Source organism: Pseudomonas sp. NY15435, assembly GCF_048068295.1.
Classification (GTDB): Bacteria; Pseudomonadota; Gammaproteobacteria; order Pseudomonadales; family Pseudomonadaceae; genus Pseudomonas.
The window spans coordinates 540,318-554,901 of sequence record NZ_JBLUQA010000003.1 but is presented as its reverse complement, the minus strand read 5'-3'; the positions used below and the strand labels follow the sequence as shown (position 1 = coordinate 554,901).

17 protein-coding genes and 1 tRNA gene are annotated in these 14,584 nt (G+C 62.5%); 17 read left to right on the top strand and 1 reads right to left on the bottom strand.

The features are described 5' to 3' along the window. Nucleotides 1-165 precede the first annotated feature (165 nt). Nucleotides 166-636: a Dps family protein gene (locus tag ACNFH5_RS09920; protein WP_024763362.1), complete on the bottom strand. Its 471-nt coding sequence runs from the start codon at nucleotides 634-636 to the stop codon at nucleotides 166-168. A gap of 240 nt (nucleotides 637-876) precedes the next feature. On the opposite strand from ACNFH5_RS09920, the gene ACNFH5_RS09915 reads away from it, so the two are divergent. The 17 genes from ACNFH5_RS09915 to nadA all read left to right on the top strand — a co-directional run bounded on the left by ACNFH5_RS09915 (nucleotide 877) and on the right by nadA (nucleotide 14,490). Beyond that, the gene (locus ACNFH5_RS09915; protein ID WP_017522110.1) at nucleotides 877-1,146 is read left to right on the top strand and encodes an FmdB family zinc ribbon protein; all 270 of its coding nucleotides are present in this window, start codon (nucleotides 877-879) and stop codon (nucleotides 1,144-1,146) included. 43 nt (nucleotides 1,147-1,189) lie between these two features. Beyond that, nucleotides 1,190-2,968, top strand: a complete 1,779-nt coding sequence (gene aspS / locus ACNFH5_RS09910) for an aspartate--tRNA ligase (RefSeq protein ID WP_024763363.1) — start codon at nucleotides 1,190-1,192, stop codon at nucleotides 2,966-2,968. A gap of 74 nt (nucleotides 2,969-3,042) precedes the next feature. Next, nucleotides 3,043-3,789, top strand: coding sequence for a YebC/PmpR family DNA-binding transcriptional regulator (locus ACNFH5_RS09905; RefSeq protein WP_024763364.1), 747 nt, complete (start codon nucleotides 3,043-3,045; stop codon nucleotides 3,787-3,789). 116 nt (nucleotides 3,790-3,905) lie between these two features. After that, complete coding sequence (gene ruvC, locus ACNFH5_RS09900) at nucleotides 3,906-4,430, top strand: crossover junction endodeoxyribonuclease RuvC (protein ID WP_024763365.1); 525 nt, start codon at nucleotides 3,906-3,908, stop codon at nucleotides 4,428-4,430. Nucleotides 4,431-4,464: 34 nt separating this feature from the next. Continuing rightward, complete coding sequence (gene ruvA / locus ACNFH5_RS09895; RefSeq protein ID WP_024763366.1) at nucleotides 4,465-5,070, top strand: Holliday junction branch migration protein RuvA; 606 nt, start codon at nucleotides 4,465-4,467, stop codon at nucleotides 5,068-5,070. A gap of 10 nt (nucleotides 5,071-5,080) precedes the next feature. After that, complete coding sequence (ruvB, locus tag ACNFH5_RS09890; RefSeq protein ID WP_416745515.1) at nucleotides 5,081-6,139, top strand: Holliday junction branch migration DNA helicase RuvB; 1,059 nt, start codon at nucleotides 5,081-5,083, stop codon at nucleotides 6,137-6,139. A gap of 52 nt (nucleotides 6,140-6,191) precedes the next feature. Then, entirely contained in the window at nucleotides 6,192-6,638 is a 447-nt protein-coding gene (ybgC, locus tag ACNFH5_RS09885) for a tol-pal system-associated acyl-CoA thioesterase (RefSeq protein ID WP_192430549.1), read from the top strand. Between the two features lies 1 nt (nucleotide 6,639). Beyond that, nucleotides 6,640-7,335 (top strand): protein TolQ, encoded by a 696-nt coding sequence (tolQ, locus tag ACNFH5_RS09880; protein ID WP_045210353.1) that lies wholly within the window; start codon nucleotides 6,640-6,642, stop codon nucleotides 7,333-7,335. Nucleotides 7,336-7,358: 23 nt separating this feature from the next. After that, complete coding sequence (gene tolR, locus ACNFH5_RS09875) at nucleotides 7,359-7,823, top strand: protein TolR (protein WP_024763368.1); 465 nt, start codon at nucleotides 7,359-7,361, stop codon at nucleotides 7,821-7,823. Beyond that, on the top strand, nucleotides 7,820-8,875 hold the full coding sequence (gene tolA, locus ACNFH5_RS09870; protein WP_416745511.1) for a cell envelope integrity protein TolA: 1,056 nt from the start codon (nucleotides 7,820-7,822) through the stop codon (nucleotides 8,873-8,875). Before tolR ends, tolA begins: the two co-directional genes overlap by 4 nt. Beyond that, complete coding sequence (gene tolB / locus ACNFH5_RS09865) at nucleotides 8,872-10,170, top strand: Tol-Pal system beta propeller repeat protein TolB (protein ID WP_416745509.1); 1,299 nt, start codon at nucleotides 8,872-8,874, stop codon at nucleotides 10,168-10,170. Before tolA ends, tolB begins: the two co-directional genes overlap by 4 nt. Before the next feature lie 52 nt (nucleotides 10,171-10,222). After that, nucleotides 10,223-10,729 carry a peptidoglycan-associated lipoprotein Pal gene (gene pal, locus ACNFH5_RS09860; RefSeq protein ID WP_017522099.1) on the top strand — a complete coding sequence of 169 codons (507 nt, stop codon included), beginning with the start codon at nucleotides 10,223-10,225 and terminating at the stop codon, nucleotides 10,727-10,729. A gap of 6 nt (nucleotides 10,730-10,735) precedes the next feature. Then, nucleotides 10,736-11,584: a tol-pal system protein YbgF gene (gene ybgF, locus ACNFH5_RS09855; RefSeq protein ID WP_416745507.1), complete on the top strand. Its 849-nt coding sequence runs from the start codon at nucleotides 10,736-10,738 to the stop codon at nucleotides 11,582-11,584. Between the two features lie 194 nt (nucleotides 11,585-11,778). Next, nucleotides 11,779-12,426 carry a 7-carboxy-7-deazaguanine synthase QueE gene (gene queE, locus ACNFH5_RS09850; protein WP_416745505.1) on the top strand — a complete coding sequence of 216 codons (648 nt, stop codon included), beginning with the start codon at nucleotides 11,779-11,781 and terminating at the stop codon, nucleotides 12,424-12,426. A 38-nt stretch (nucleotides 12,427-12,464) separates the two neighbouring features. Beyond that, on the top strand, nucleotides 12,465-13,139 hold the full coding sequence (gene queC / locus ACNFH5_RS09845) for a 7-cyano-7-deazaguanine synthase QueC (protein ID WP_416745660.1): 675 nt from the start codon (nucleotides 12,465-12,467) through the stop codon (nucleotides 13,137-13,139). 59 nt (nucleotides 13,140-13,198) lie between these two features. Continuing rightward, nucleotides 13,199-13,274: transfer RNA gene (locus ACNFH5_RS09840), tRNA-Lys, on the top strand. A gap of 157 nt (nucleotides 13,275-13,431) precedes the next feature. After that, on the top strand, nucleotides 13,432-14,490 hold the full coding sequence (nadA, locus tag ACNFH5_RS09835) for a quinolinate synthase NadA (protein ID WP_416745503.1): 1,059 nt from the start codon (nucleotides 13,432-13,434) through the stop codon (nucleotides 14,488-14,490). Nucleotides 14,491-14,584 lie beyond the last annotated feature (94 nt).

Genomic DNA, 14,584 nt, shown 5'->3' with positions numbered 1-14,584 from the left:
GGTGCGACGCCAGAAAGGAAAAATGAAAGCGTGCCGGGCGGCCTATGCGAGAAACGCACGGCGGGTATTTAACCGCAATCCAGTTGCCTTCTCAAATCAACCGCTTAGGCCATTCGTAGGGGGAGGCAGCCGGCTTTCTGGCCGGCTGCTTATAAAGGGAAGGGGTTATTCGGCGAGCAGGCTGCGCAGCATCCAGGCAGTCTTTTCGTGGACCTGCATGCGCTGGGTCAGCAGGTCGGCGGTGGGCTCGTCCGCCACCTTGTCGGCCAGTGGGAAGATGCTGCGGGCGGTACGCACCACTGCTTCCTGGCCCTGCACCAGCAGGCGGATCATTTCCTGGGCGTCCGGTACGCCTTCTTCTTCCTTGATCGAGGACAGGCGGGCGTAGGCGGCGTAGGTGCCGGGCGCCGGGAAGCCCAGGGCGCGGATGCGCTCGGCAATGCTGTCCACGGCCAGCGCCAGTTCGTTGTACTGCCCTTCGAACATCAGGTGCAGGGTGTTGAACATCGGCCCGGTGACGTTCCAGTGGAAGTTGTGGGTCTTCAGGTACAGCGTGTAGGTGTCGGCCAGCAGGCGGGACAGGCCGTCGGCGATGGCGGCGCGATCTTCTTTGGCGATTCCGATATCGATGTCCATGGCGATCTCCTCATCGGGCATGAATGATTTAAAACGCTGGATTCGAGGCTATCACTGGGGAAGGTGCGAAGCTCTTGGTCTATATCAAGGCAATCGATTGAGCATTTCTATTAAAAGGCTGTGCGCCCGGCAGGCTTTTCCGCCACCGGAGCCCGGCTGCAACCTGCGGATTTTTCAGGCTATAATCGGCCTCTTTGCCGCGGGACGCGGACCCGTGGCGTTACACAGCCAAGGTGTTCCATGCCGATTTACGAGTACCAGTGCCAGTCCTGCGCGCATCAGCTGGAATCGCTGCAGAAGATCAGCGATGCGCCGTTGGTCGATTGTCCGGCCTGCAAGGCTCCCGAATTGAAGAAGATGTTGTCGGCTCCGGGCTTCCGCCTGGGCGGCAGCGGTTGGTACGAGACCGACTTCAAGACCGGAGCGAAGAAGAACCTGGCCTCCGGCGATGCCCCAGCGGCCTGTCCGGCCACCGGTTGCGGTGCCGGCGCCTGCTCCGCCAGCGAATGAGCGGTTCCCTAGAATTCAAGACTTTCGAGAAGCGAAACACACCATGATGCGCAGCCACTATTGCGGCCAGTTGAACGAGAGCCTGGACGGCCAGGTAGTCACTCTTTGCGGTTGGGTACACCGTCGCCGCGACCACGGCGGGGTGATCTTCCTCGACGTGCGTGATCGTGAAGGTCTGGCCCAGGTGGTGTTCGACCCGGATCGCGTCGAGACCTTCGCCAAGGCCGACCGCGTGCGCAGCGAGTACGTGGTGAAGATCACCGGCAAGGTGCGTTTGCGCCCCGAAGGCGCGCGCAACTCGAACATGGCTTCGGGCGCCATCGAAGTGCTGGGTCACGAACTGGAAGTGTTGAACCAGGCGGAAACCCCGCCGTTCCCGCTGGACGAATACTCCGACGTGGGCGAGGAAACCCGCCTGCGCTACCGCTTCATCGACCTGCGTCGTCCGGAGATGGCCGCCAAGCTGAAGCTGCGCGCTCGCATCACCAGTAGCATCCGCCGCTACCTGGACGAGAACGGCTTCCTCGACGTGGAAACCCCGATCCTCGGTCGTCCGACGCCGGAAGGCGCGCGTGACTACCTGGTGCCGAGCCGCACCTATCCGGGCCACTTCTTCGCCCTGCCGCAGTCGCCCCAGCTGTTCAAGCAGCTGCTGATGGTGGCCGGCTTCGACCGTTACTACCAGATCGCCAAGTGCTTCCGCGACGAAGACCTGCGTGCCGACCGCCAGCCGGAATTCACCCAGATCGACATCGAGACCAGCTTCCTGGAAGAAAGCGACATCATCGAGATCACCGAGAAGATGGTTCGCCAGCTGTTCAAGGAAGTGCTGAACGTCGAGTTCGACGAGTTCCCGCACATGCCGTTCGAAGAGGCCATGCGCCGCTACGGTTCGGACAAGCCTGACCTGCGTATCCCGCTGGAACTGGTCGACGTGGCCGATCAACTGAAGGACGTCGAGTTCAAGGTCTTCTCCGGCCCGGCCAACGATCCGAAGGGCCGTGTTGCCGCCCTGCGCGTTCCCGGCGGTGCGAGCATGCCGCGCAAGCAGATCGACGACTACACCAAGTTCGTCGGCATCTACGGCGCCAAGGGCCTGGCCTACATCAAGGTCAACGAGCGCGCCAAGGGCGTGGAAGGCCTGCAGTCGCCGATCGTGAAGAACATCGCCGAGCCGAACCTGAACGAGATCCTCGATCGCGTCGGTGCGGTCGATGGCGACATCGTGTTCTTCGGCGCGGACAAGGCCAAGATCGTCTGCGACGCCCTGGGCGCGCTGCGCATCAAGGTCGGCCATGACCTCAACCTGCTCACCAAGGAGTGGGCGCCGATGTGGGTCGTGGACTTCCCGATGTTCGAAGAGAACGACGACGGCAGCCTGACCTCGCTGCACCACCCGTTCACCGCGCCCAAGTGCACCCCGGAAGAGCTGGAGGCCAACCCGGCCGGCAAGCTGTCCCGTGCCTACGACATGGTGCTCAACGGCACCGAGCTGGGCGGCGGTTCCATCCGTATCCACGACAAGGCCATGCAGCAGGCGGTGTTCCGCGTGCTGGGCATCGACGATGCGGAGCAGGAAGAGAAGTTCGGCTTCCTGCTGGACGCTCTGAAGTACGGCGCGCCGCCGCACGGTGGCCTGGCCTTCGGCCTGGACCGTCTGGTGATGCTGATGACCGGCGCGGCCTCGATCCGCGAAGTCATTGCCTTCCCGAAAACCCAGAGCGCTGGCGACGTCATGACCCAGGCTCCGGGCACCGTGGATGCCAAGGCTCTGCGCGAGCTGAACATCCGCCTGCGCGAGCAGCAGAAGGCCGCCGAGTAAGTCGATTCGAATAGCTGGCGGCGCCCGCACTGCGGGCGCCACCTGCGAAGCAAACAAGCGATACGGAGTGAGTTATGGCTGGTCATTCCAAATGGGCCAACATCAAGCACCGCAAGGAACGTCAGGACGCCAAGAAGGGCAAGATCTTCACCAAGCTCATTCGTGAGCTGACCGTCGCTGCCAAGCAGGGCGGCGGGGTGCCGGCGGACAACCCGCGCCTGCGCCTGGCCGTGGACAAGGCGCTGACTGCCAACATGACCCGCGACACCATCGACCGCGCCATCCAGCGCGGCGTGGGCTCCAGCGAAGCGGACAACATGGCTGAGCTGACCTACGAAGGTTACGCGCCCAGCGGCGTGGCGATCATCGTCGAGGCCATGACCGACAACCGCAACCGCACCGCGGCCGAAGTGCGCCATGCCTTCAGCAAGTGCGGCGGCAACCTGGGTACCGATGGTTCGGTGGCCTACATGTTCGAGCGCAAGGGGCAGATCAGCTATGCGCCGGGCGTGAATGAAGAGGCCCTGATGGATGCCGCGCTGGAAGCCGGCGCCGACGACGTGGTGGTCAACGACGATGGCTCCATCGACGTGTTCACCACCTTCGCCGACTTCATCTCGGTCAACGAAGCACTGACCGAAGCGGGCTTCAAGGGCGAGGATGCGGAGATCACCATGATCCCGTCGACCGTGGCGACCCTGGACCTGGACACCGCGCAGAAGGTCCTCAAGCTGATCGACATGCTCGAAGACCTGGACGACGTGCAGAACGTCTATTCGAATGCGGACATCCCGGACGAGGTGATGGCCCAGCTGGGCTGATCCCACCACCGGCGATGTGCTGAAGCCGGAAGCGGGAGTGGTCGTCAGCGGCGCCTCCCGCTTCCGGCTTTTGTTATCTGAAATGCGCGTTGCAGACTAGGTGTGATCGAACGGACATGACCCTGATTCTCGGCATCGACCCAGGTTCTCGGATTACCGGCTTCGGCGTGGTGCGCGACACTGGCCGTGGCTGCGAGTACGTGGCTTCGGGCTGTATCCGTACCGGCAATGGCGAGCTGTTCGAGCGCCTGCAGATCGTCTTCCGTGGTGTGCGTGAGGTCATCCAGACCTACCAGCCGACCATGATGGGCATCGAGCAGGTGTTCATGGCGCGCAACGCCGATTCGGCGCTGAAGCTGGGGCAGGCGCGCGGTGCGGCCATAGTCGCGGCGGCGGAAGAGGGATTGCAGATCGCCGAGTACACCGCCAGCCAGGTCAAGCAGGCGATTGCCGGCACCGGCGGCGCGGACAAGCAGCAGGTGCAGATGATGGTCATGCATCTGCTCAAGCTGGTGCAGAAGCCACAGATCGACGCCTCCGACGCCCTGGCTATCGCCCTGTGCCATGCGCATACCCGGCAAAGCCTGGTGCCGCATGGTCTGATGGGCGCCCGCCGTCGCGGCGGACGCCTGCGCCTGTGATATCCGGAAAAACATTGAGCAAGGACAAACACCCGTGATTGGACGCCTGCGTGGCACCCTGGCGGAAAAGCAGCCGCCGCACCTGATCGTCGACGTGAACGGCGTGGGCTATGAGCTGGAAGTGCCGATGACCACCCTGTACCGCCTGCCGAGCCTGGGCGAGCCGGTGACCCTGCACACCCATCTGGTGGTGCGCGAGGATGCCCACCTGCTCTACGGTTTTGCCGAGAAGCGTGAGCGCGAGCTGTTCCGCGAGCTGATCCGCCTCAATGGCGTGGGGCCGAAGCTGGCGCTGGCGCTGATGTCGGGCCTGGAAGTGGATGAGCTGGTACGTTGCGTACAGGCGCAGGATACTTCCACCCTGGTGAAGATTCCCGGTGTCGGCAAGAAGACCGCCGAGCGCCTGCTGGTGGAGCTGAAGGATCGCTTCAAGGCGTGGGAGAATATTCCTTCCATCGCGCCGCTGGTGGTGGAACCCATGCGGGTTGCCGCAGTCTCAAGCGCCGAGTCCGATGCGGTCAGCGCGCTGATCGCCCTGGGCTTCAAACCCCAGGAGGCGAGCCGCGCCGTGGCCGCCGTGCAGGAGGAAGGTTTGTCCAGCGAAGAACTCATCCGCCGTTCCCTCAAGGGCATGGTCTAGGTAGACACTGATGATCGAAGCCGATCGCCTGATTTCCTCAGCTTCCAGTCGCGACCGCGAAGAGCAGTTCGACCGCGCCATCCGCCCGCTCAAGCTGGCGGACTACGTCGGTCAGCCGGTGGTGCGCGAGCAGATGGAGCTGTTCATCCAGGCGGCCCGCGGGCGTCAGGAAGCGCTGGATCACACGTTGATCTTCGGCCCGCCCGGCCTGGGCAAGACCACCCTGGCGAACATCATTGCCCAGGAGATGGGGGTTTCGATCAAGAGTACCTCCGGCCCGGTGCTGGAGCGCCCCGGTGACCTGGCGGCGATCCTGACCAACCTCGAGCCTAACGACGTGCTGTTCGTGGACGAGATCCATCGCCTGTCGCCCATCGTCGAGGAAGTGCTGTACCCGGCCATGGAAGACTTCCAGCTGGACATCATGATCGGCGAAGGTCCGGCAGCGCGCTCGATCAAGCTCGACCTGCCGCCCTTTACCCTGGTCGGTGCGACGACCCGCGCCGGCATGCTGACCAATCCGCTGCGTGACCGCTTCGGTATCGTCCAGCGTCTTGAGTTCTACGGTGTGGACGACCTCTCCAGCATCGTCGCCCGCTCGGCGGGGATTCTTGGCCTGGAGATCGAGCCGGCGGGCGCCTTCGAGATCGCACGACGTGCCCGTGGCACGCCGCGGATCGCCAACCGACTGCTGCGCCGGGTGCGGGATTTCGCCGAGGTGCGCGGCACCGGGCACATCAGCCGCGACATCGCCGACAAGGCGCTGAACCTGCTGGACGTTGACGAAAGAGGGTTCGATCACCAGGATCGCCGCCTGTTGCTGACCATGATCGACAAGTTCGACGGTGGGCCGGTGGGGGTCGATAACCTGGCAGCGGCCATCAGCGAAGAAAGACACACGATTGAAGACGTGCTGGAGCCCTATCTGATCCAGCAAGGCTATATCATGCGCACACCGCGCGGCCGTGTCGTGACTCGGCACGCGTACCTGCATTTCGGCCTGAATGTGCCGAAGCGGATGGGGGAGGGGGCGACGCCGGATCTGTTCGTCCCTGAAGATGGTAATTAATTGCATTTGTAGACGATTGCCGATTGGCAAAGTCTCTACTTGGTTCTAGAGTATGCGCGCGCAACACGGGGGTCAGCCGTTCCAGCAGCGGTATCGGGTCTATTACGAGGACACCGATGCCGGCGGCATCGTCTACTACGTCAACTACCTCAAGTTCATGGAGCGGGCTCGTACCGAGCGGCTGCGTGATCTGGGCTTTGCCCAGTCACAGCTGGCGGGGGAGAACCTGCTTTTCGTCGTTCACTCGGCCGAGGCGCGCTATCACGCGCCGGCCCGCCTGGACGATGAGCTGCTTGTCAGCGCCGAGGTGGAGGAGTTGAACCGTGCGAGCCTGAAGTTTCGTCAACAGGTTCGACGGGCGTCGGATTCGACCTTGCTCTGCGAGGGGCGATTCCTGGTGGCGTGCGTGCGGGCGGACAACCTGAAACCCCGCGCTATCCCAGATGTGTTGCGTGCGGCATTTGCCGGCAGTCCGGACACCCTTTCAGCAGGAGATTAACGTGGAACCGAACGTCGTCGACCATACTTCCATGTGGAGCTTGATCAGTAACGCCAGCGTCGTGGTACAGCTGGTGATGCTGACCCTGGTGGCCGCATCGGTCACTTCCTGGATCATGATTTTCCAGCGCAGCAACATGATGCGCTCGGCGAAGAAGGCCCTGGAAACTTTCGAAGAGCGCTTCTGGTCGGGCATCGACCTGTCCAAGCTCTATCGTCAGGCGGGCAGCAACCCCGATCCGGATTCGGGGGTCGAGCAGATCTTCCGTGCCGGCTTCAAGGAATTCTCCCGTCTGCGCCAGCAGGCCGGCGTTGATCCGGATGCGGTGATGGAAGGCGTTTCCCGCGCCATGCGCGTCGCCATTTCCCGCGAGGAAGAGAAGCTGGAAACCAGCCTGCCGTTCCTCGCCACCGTCGGCTCCACCAGCCCGTACATCGGTCTGTTCGGTACCGTATGGGGCATCATGAACTCCTTCCGTGGCCTGGCCACCGTGCAGCAGGCCACCCTCGCCACCGTGGCGCCGGGTATCGCCGAAGCGCTGATCGCCACCGCCATCGGCCTGTTCGCGGCCATTCCCGCGGTCATCGCCTACAACCGTTTCGCCGCTCGCTCGGAAATGCTCATCGGCCGCTACTACACCTTCGCCGACGAATTCCAGGCCATCCTGCACCGCAAAGTGCACACCAGCGACGATTGAAGACGACCAAGAGGTAAGCCGTCATGGCAAGAGTTCGTCACAAGCGCAAGCCGGTCGCGGAAATGAACGTGGTGCCTTACATCGACGTGATGTTGGTATTGCTGGTCATTTTCATGGTGACCGCGCCCATGCTCAACCAGGGCGTCAAGGTCGACCTGCCCAAGGTTTCCAGCGAAGCGCTGCCGCAGGATAACGATTCCCGCGTGCTCACCATCTCCATCAAGGCCGACAAGACCTACTACTGGAACATGGGCTCGGAAGTGGACCCGGATCAGGGCAAGGGCAGCCAGACTGCCGTGGACCTCGATCAACTGGTCAACGCTGCCACCGGCATCATGGCCGAGAACAGCCGCCAGGGTAAGAAAGTCCAGGTCTTCGTCCGTGGGGACAAGGCAGTCGACTATGGCTCGGTCATGGCCGTCATGGGCGGCCTGCAGAAAGCCGGGGTCGGCAACGTCGGTCTGATTACCGAGGCACCAGGTAGTTGATGCACCAGCTCGAGCGCTCTCAATCGGAAGGCTACTTCTGGCCCACGGTCCTGGCCGTGGCCCTGCACGTCCTGATCTTCGCCATGCTGTTCGTCAGTTGGGCCAGTACGCCTGAACTGCCGCCTTCGCGGCCGATCGTCCAGGCCACCCTGTACCAGCTCAAATCCAAGAGCCAGGCGACCCAGCAGACCAACCAGAAGATAGCCGGCGAGTCGAAGAAGACTTCGGCCAAGCAATACGAGCAGGAGCAGCTCGAGCAGAAAAAGGCTGAGCAGCAGGCATTGGCTGCTGCGAAAGCCGAGGAACAAAAGAAGGCGGATGCGGCTCAAAAGGCTGCAGATGCAGCCGAGAAAGCGGCTGAAGCCAAGAAGGCAGACGACGCCAAGAAGGCGGCTGATGCCGCTGCAGCCGCCAAGAAAGCGGCCGAGGCCAAGGCTGCCGAACAGAAACAGCAGGCGGATATCGCCAAGAAGAAAGCCGAGGAAGAGGCCAAGAAAGAGGCCGCTGACGAGGCGAAGAAGAAAGCTGCCGAGGAGGCCAAGAAGAAGGCCGCTGAGGACGCAAAGAAAAAAGCCGCCGCGGACGAAGCCAAGAAGAAGGCTGCTGCGGTCGAGGCTGCGAAGAAGAAGGCTGCCGCTGCAGCCGCCGCCGCAGCCCGCAAGGCAACGGAAGACAAGAAGGCCCAGGCCCTGGCCGAACTGCTGTCGGATGACACGCAACGGCAACAGGCCCTGGCCGATGAGCAAGGTAACGAGGTGGCGGGCAACTTCGACGATCTGATCGTCAGCCTGGTGAGCCAGCAGTGGAGCCGTCCTCCTTCAGCTCGTAACGGAATGAGCGTAGAAGTGCTGATTCAGATGCTGCCGAGCGGCGCCATCACCAATGTGAGCGTGACCCGCTCCAGCGGTGACAAGCCGTTCGACGATTCGGCAGTGGCCGCGGTCAAAAACGTGGGCCGTATTCCCGAACTGCAAAAACTGGATCGCGCCACTTTCGATAGCCTGTATCGTCAGCGCCGAATGGTCTTCAAACCGGAGGATTTAGATCTGTGAGTACCCTGATTCGCTTCGCGCTCTTCGCCCTGGCCCTGGTGGCCGGCGCAGCGCAGGCCGCCGACCCGCTGGTGATCTCCAGTGGTCGCGACTCGGCCGTCCCGATCGCCGTGGTTCCGTTTGGCTGGCAGGGCGGCAATGTCCTGCCCGAAGACATGTCGAACATCATCGGCAACGACCTGCGCAACTCCGGTTACTTCGAACCGATTCCGCGCCAGAACATGATCAGCCAGCCGGCCCAGGCCAGCGAAGTGATCTATCGCGACTGGCAGGCCCTCGGCGCGCAGTACGTGCTGGTTGGCAGCATCGTGCCCAGCGGTGGCCGCCTGCAGATCCAGTACGCCCTGCTCAACGTAGCGAGCCAGGAGCAAGTCCTGACCGGTAGCGTGGGCGGCACCACCGACCAGTTGCGCGACATGTCGCACTACATTGCCGACCAGTCGTTCGAGAAGCTCACCGGCATCAAAGGTGCGTTCTCCACCAAGCTGCTCTACGTGACTGCTGAGCGTTTCTCGGTGGACAACACCCGCTACACCCTGCAGCGCTCCGACTATGACGGCGCCCGCCCGGTGACCCTGCTGCAATCGCGCGAGCCGATCCTCTCGCCGCGCTTCTCGCCCGATGGCCGTCGTATCGCCTACGTGTCCTTCGAGCAGAAGCGTCCGCGCATCTTCATGCAGTACGTCGACACCGGTCGCCGCGAGCAGATCTCCAACTTCGAAGGCCTCAACGGCGCTCCGGCCTTCTCGCCGGACGGCAACCGCCTGGCCTTCGTACTGTCGCGCGACGGCAACCCGGAGATCTATGTGATGGACCTGGGCAGCCGCCAGCTGCGTCGCCTGACCAACAACTCGGCGATCGACACCGAACCCTTCTGGGGCGCGGACGGCTCGACCCTGTACTTCACCTCGGATCGTGGCGGCAAACCGCAGATCTACAAGATGAACGTGAACTCGGGCGCTACCGACCGCGTGACCTTCATCGGCAACTACAACGCCAACCCGAAACTGTCGGCGGATGAGAAGACCCTGGTCATGGTTCACCGCCAGGACGGGTTCACCAACTTCCAGATCGCGGCGCAAGACCTTCAGCGCGGTAATCTCCGGGTACTTTCCAACACCAATCTGGACGATTCGCCCACTGTTGCGCCAAATGGCACGATGCTAATATACGCCACCCGCCAGCAGGACCGGGGCGTGTTGATGCTCGTGAGCATCAACGGACGTGTTCGGTTACCGCTACCCACCGCTCAAGGCGACGTGCGCGAGCCTTCCTGGTCCCCTTACCTGAACTGACGGTTGCCAACTGTTTCAAATTTATACACTGGGGTTCATTAGGAGTTACATGATGGAAATGCTGAAATTCGGCAAATTTGCCGTTATCGCCCTCGCCATGGCCGTAGCCGTTGGTTGCTCGTCCAAGAAAGGCGATGCAACTGGTGAAGGCGCCAATGGCGGCGTTGACCCGAACGCTGGCTACGGCGCCAACAGCGGTGCCGTTGACGGCTCCCTGAGCGACGAAGCCGCTCTGCGCGCTATCACCACCTTCTACTTCGAGTACGACAGCTCCGACCTGAAGCCGGAAGCCATGCGTGCCCTGGACGTACACGCCAAGGACCTGAAAGGTTCCGGCCAGCGCGTAGTCCTGGAAGGTCACACTGACGAGCGCGGCACCCGCGAGTACAACATGGCTCTGGGCGAGCGTCGTGCCAAGGCCGTTCAGCGCTACCTGGTACTGCAGGGCGTTTCCCCGGCTCAGCTGGAACTGGTTTCCTACGGCAAAGAGCGTCCGGTTGCCACTGGCCATGACGAGCAGTCCTGGGCCCAGAACCGTCGCGTTGAGCTGAAGAAGTAAGACCTGATGCCGATGCGCCTGCGTTTTCTGACCTTGATCGCATGCGGACTGCCCCTTATGGCGGCAGCCGCGGTTCCGGTACAGGACGGTAATGGTGGCTATGCCAGCACACCGCCCTCGGGTTATGGCACCGCAGGCGCTGATGGCGCCTACGCCGGAGGCGGGATGACAACTCCCGTCTCCGGTCAGGCTCAGCTGTTCATGCAGCTGCAGCAGATGCAGGATGAAATGTCCCGTCTGCGCGGCATGCTCGAAGAACAGCAGAACCAGATTCAACAGATGAAGCAGGAAAACCAGGAACGCTTCCAGGACATCGATAGCCGCCTTTCCAGCGGTGCAGGTGCAGGTGCAGGAGCGGCCGGTGCTGCTGTTCAACCCAATTCCCCCGCTGCCGGCGCCAGTGCCGGAGCTGCCGCTGGCGCAGGCGTCGCCGCCGCCCAGCAACAACAGCCCGCCGCCAGCAGCGAGCCAGGTGACCCGGCAAAAGAGAAGCTCTACTACGACGCCGCCTTCGACCTGATTAAGGCCAAGGACTTCGACAAGGCCAGCCAGGCCTTCGGCGCCTTCCTGCGCAAGTACCCGAGCAGCCAGTACGCTGGCAACGCGCAGTACTGGCTGGGTGAGGTGAACCTCGCCAAGGGCGACCTGCAGGGCGCCGGCCAGGCTTTCGCCCGTGTCAGCCAGGCCTACCCGAGCAGTGCCAAGGTGCCGGATTCGCTGTACAAGCTCGCCGATGTCGAGCGCCGCCTGGGCAATACCGACAAGGCCCGTGGCATCCTGCAGCAGGTCGTGGCCCAGTATCCGGGCACTTCCGCTGCCCAGCTGTCCCAGCGTGACCTGAAGAATCTCAAGTAAGGCTCCGCACTGTCCGAAAACCCGCGCCCGTCGCGGGTTTTTTCGTTAGAATTCCTGCCCCCGGAAAGCGCCAGTGGTTTCAGCTCGGCTGATGTCTGCTGTGTTCCGGGCCTTCCGGGCGCCCCATGAGCGCGCCCACGACTCCAACGCAACGGAGGCGGATGGCCTGTGTAGCCGTCACGCCCGTGGCTGATATGCAACAGACCCTGCGTATTACCGAGATTTTCTACTCGTTGCAGGGGGAAACGCGCACCGCCGGCTTGCCGACCGTGTTCGTACGCCTGACTGGCTGTCCCCTGCGCTGCAATTACTGCGATACCGCCTATGCCTTCAGTGGCGGCGAGATCCAGACCCTCGATGCCATCTTCGAGCAGATTGCCGCCTATCGCCCACGCTACGTCTGCGTGACTGGCGGCGAGCCGTTGGCCCAGCCCAATTGCATCCCGCTGCTCGAGCGCCTCTGCGATGCCGGCTACGAAGTGTCGCTGGAAACCAGCGGAGCGCTGGATATCTCAGCCACCGACCGCCGCGTCAGCCGTATCCTCGACTTGAAGACTCCTGGCTCCGGAGAAGCGGCGCGCAATCGCTACGAGAATATTGGCGAGCTGACCTCCAACGATCAGGTGAAGTTTGTCATCTGCTCCCGCGAGGACTACGACTGGGCTGTATCCAAGCTGATCGAGTACCGCCTGGAGCAACGCGCTGGCGAGGTGCTGTTCTCGCCCAGCCACCGCCAGGTGGATGCACGTGCACTGGCCGACTGGATCGTCAGCGACAACCTGCCCGTGCGCCTGCAACTGCAGCTGCACAAGATTCTCTGGAACGACGAGCCGGGCCATTGAGCGCGGAGGAGACCCTGTTTATGTCCGATAAGAAAGTCATGAATGACAAGAAGGCGGTGATCCTGCTCTCTGGCGGTTTGGACTCCGCGACCGTGGTTGCCATGGCCAGGGCAGAAGGCTACGACTGCTACACCATGAGCTTCGACTACGGCCAGCGTCACCGCGCCGAACTGCAGGCAGCCGAGCGTGTCGCGCGTCAGCAGGGCGTGATCGAGCACAAGGTGATCGGTCTCGATCTGAACGGCATTGGCGGCTCGGCGCTGACCGACAGCAGCATCGATGTGCCCGAGGCTCCCAGCGAAGGCATTCCGGTAACCTACGTGCCGGCACGCAACACCGTGTTCCTATCGTTGGCCCTGGGGTGGGCGGAGGTGCTGGGCGCGCGGGATATATTCATCGGCGTAAATGCCGTGGATTATTCCGGCTACCCGGATTGCCGTCCGGAGTTCGTCGAGGCTTTCGAGCGCATGGCGAACCTGGCGACCAAGGCCGGTGTGGAGGGCGATGGCTTCCGTATCCAGGCGCCGCTGCAGTTCCTTTCCAAGGCGCAAATCATCGAAGCGGGAGTCGCCCAGGGTGTGGATTACAGCCTGACTGTTTCCTGCTACCAGGCTGATGATGACGGGCGTGCGTGCGGGAAATGCGACAGCTGTCGCCTGCGTTCTGAGGGCTTTGTCGCGGCCGGAATTTCCGACCCGACGCGATATTTCTGAAAAAAGTTTTCTCGGGGTGTTGTTTTTACGTTAGAAATCAGTATTATACGCACCACGTCGGGTCGTTAGCTCAGTCGGTAGAGCAGTTGGCTTTTAACCAATTGGTCGTAGGTTCGAATCCTACACGACCCACCATCAAATCCTGTGAAAGCCCCGTGATCGAAAGGTCACGGGGCTTTTGCCATGTGCCGGAAAAAGTCCGCTGTACGGCCATCGAGGCCGCATCGCACGAAGGACGGTGGTGATAAAATCGCCGGCATAATCAGACCGTGCCTGTTGAGGTTTCCACACGATGTCCCAGATTTCCGAACGCCTGCTGGTCCAGGCCCATCTGGCGGCGAAGCAGCCGCGGGTGCTGAGCGCGCAGGAAGAGGCCGATTACCGTGCGGCCATCGCTGCTGAGCTGAAGGCGCAGAACGCTGTGCTCGTGGCGCACTACTACTGCGACCCGGTCATCCAGGCGCTCGCTGAGGAGACCGGTGGCTGCGTTTCCGACTCGCTGGAAATGGCCCGCTTCGGCAACCAGCATTCGGCGCAGACCGTAGTGGTCGCCGGTGTTCGCTTCATGGGCGAGACCGCGAAGATCCTCAACCCGGAAAAGCGCGTGCTGATGCCGACCCTGGAAGCGACCTGCTCGCTCGACCTGGGTTGCCCGGTGGAAGAGTTCTCCGCCTTCTGCGACAAGCATCCCGAGCGCACGGTAGTGGTCTATGCCAATACTTCGGCGGCGGTAAAGGCGCGCGCCGACTGGGTGGTGACCTCCAGTTGCGCGGTGGAAATCGTCGAGCACCTGATGGATAACGGCGAGCCGATCCTCTGGGCGCCGGACCAACACCTGGGCCGCTATATCCAGCGCGAAACCGGTGCCGACATGCTGCTCTGGGACGGTGCCTGCATCGTTCACGAGGAGTTCAAGGCCAAGCAGTTGGAAGACCTCAAGGCGGTCTACCCGGACGCTGCGATCCTGGTACACCCGGAGTCGCCGGAAGCGGTGGTGGACCTGGCCGATGCCGTGGGTTCCACCAGCCAACTGATCAAGGCTGCGCAGACGATGCCGAACAAGCGCTTCATCGTCGCCACCGACCGCGGCATCTTCTACAAGATGCAGCAGCTGTGCCCGGACAAGGAGTTCATCGAGGCACCCACCGCCGGTAACGGCGCGGCGTGCCGCAGCTGTGCGCACTGCCCATGGATGGCGATGAACACCTTGGAGCGCACCCTGGCGTGCCTGAAGGAAGGTTCGGGTGAAATCTTCGTCGACCCGGCACTGATTCCCAAGGCGATCAAGCCGCTCAAGCGCATGCTCGATTTCACCCAGGCGGCGAAGCTGATGTTGGCGGGCAATGCCTGACTCACTCGGCACCATGAAAAAAGCCCGGCAGATGCCGGGCTTTTTCTTTGCGTCTTTTGTAGGAGCGAGCTTGCTCGCGAACCGCTTGATGCCA

Bases quoted from the DNA above. Each gene is read 5' to 3' on its own strand.
- aspS (WP_024763363.1), top strand. From the start codon at position 1,190: ATGATGCGCAGCCACTATTGCGGCCAGTTGAACGAGAGCCTGGACGGC.
- tolR (WP_024763368.1), top strand. From the start codon at position 7,359: ATGGCAAGAGTTCGTCACAAGCGCAAGCCGGTCGCGGAAATGAACGTG.
- ruvB (WP_416745515.1), top strand. From the start codon at position 5,081: ATGATCGAAGCCGATCGCCTGATTTCCTCAGCTTCCAGTCGCGACCGC.
- ACNFH5_RS09920 (WP_024763362.1), bottom strand. From the start codon at position 636: ATGGACATCGATATCGGAATCGCCAAAGAAGATCGCGCCGCCATCGCC.
- ACNFH5_RS09915 (WP_017522110.1), top strand. From the start codon at position 877: ATGCCGATTTACGAGTACCAGTGCCAGTCCTGCGCGCATCAGCTGGAA.
- nadA (WP_416745503.1), top strand. From the start codon at position 13,432: ATGTCCCAGATTTCCGAACGCCTGCTGGTCCAGGCCCATCTGGCGGCG.
- ruvC (WP_024763365.1), top strand. From the start codon at position 3,906: ATGACCCTGATTCTCGGCATCGACCCAGGTTCTCGGATTACCGGCTTC.
- queC (WP_416745660.1), top strand. From the start codon at position 12,465: ATGAATGACAAGAAGGCGGTGATCCTGCTCTCTGGCGGTTTGGACTCC.
- ybgC (WP_192430549.1), top strand. From the start codon at position 6,192: ATGCGCGCGCAACACGGGGGTCAGCCGTTCCAGCAGCGGTATCGGGTC.
- queE (WP_416745505.1), top strand. From the start codon at position 11,779: ATGCAACAGACCCTGCGTATTACCGAGATTTTCTACTCGTTGCAGGGG.
- pal (WP_017522099.1), top strand. From the start codon at position 10,223: ATGGAAATGCTGAAATTCGGCAAATTTGCCGTTATCGCCCTCGCCATG.
- ACNFH5_RS09905 (WP_024763364.1), top strand. From the start codon at position 3,043: ATGGCTGGTCATTCCAAATGGGCCAACATCAAGCACCGCAAGGAACGT.
- ybgF (WP_416745507.1), top strand. From the start codon at position 10,736: ATGCCGATGCGCCTGCGTTTTCTGACCTTGATCGCATGCGGACTGCCC.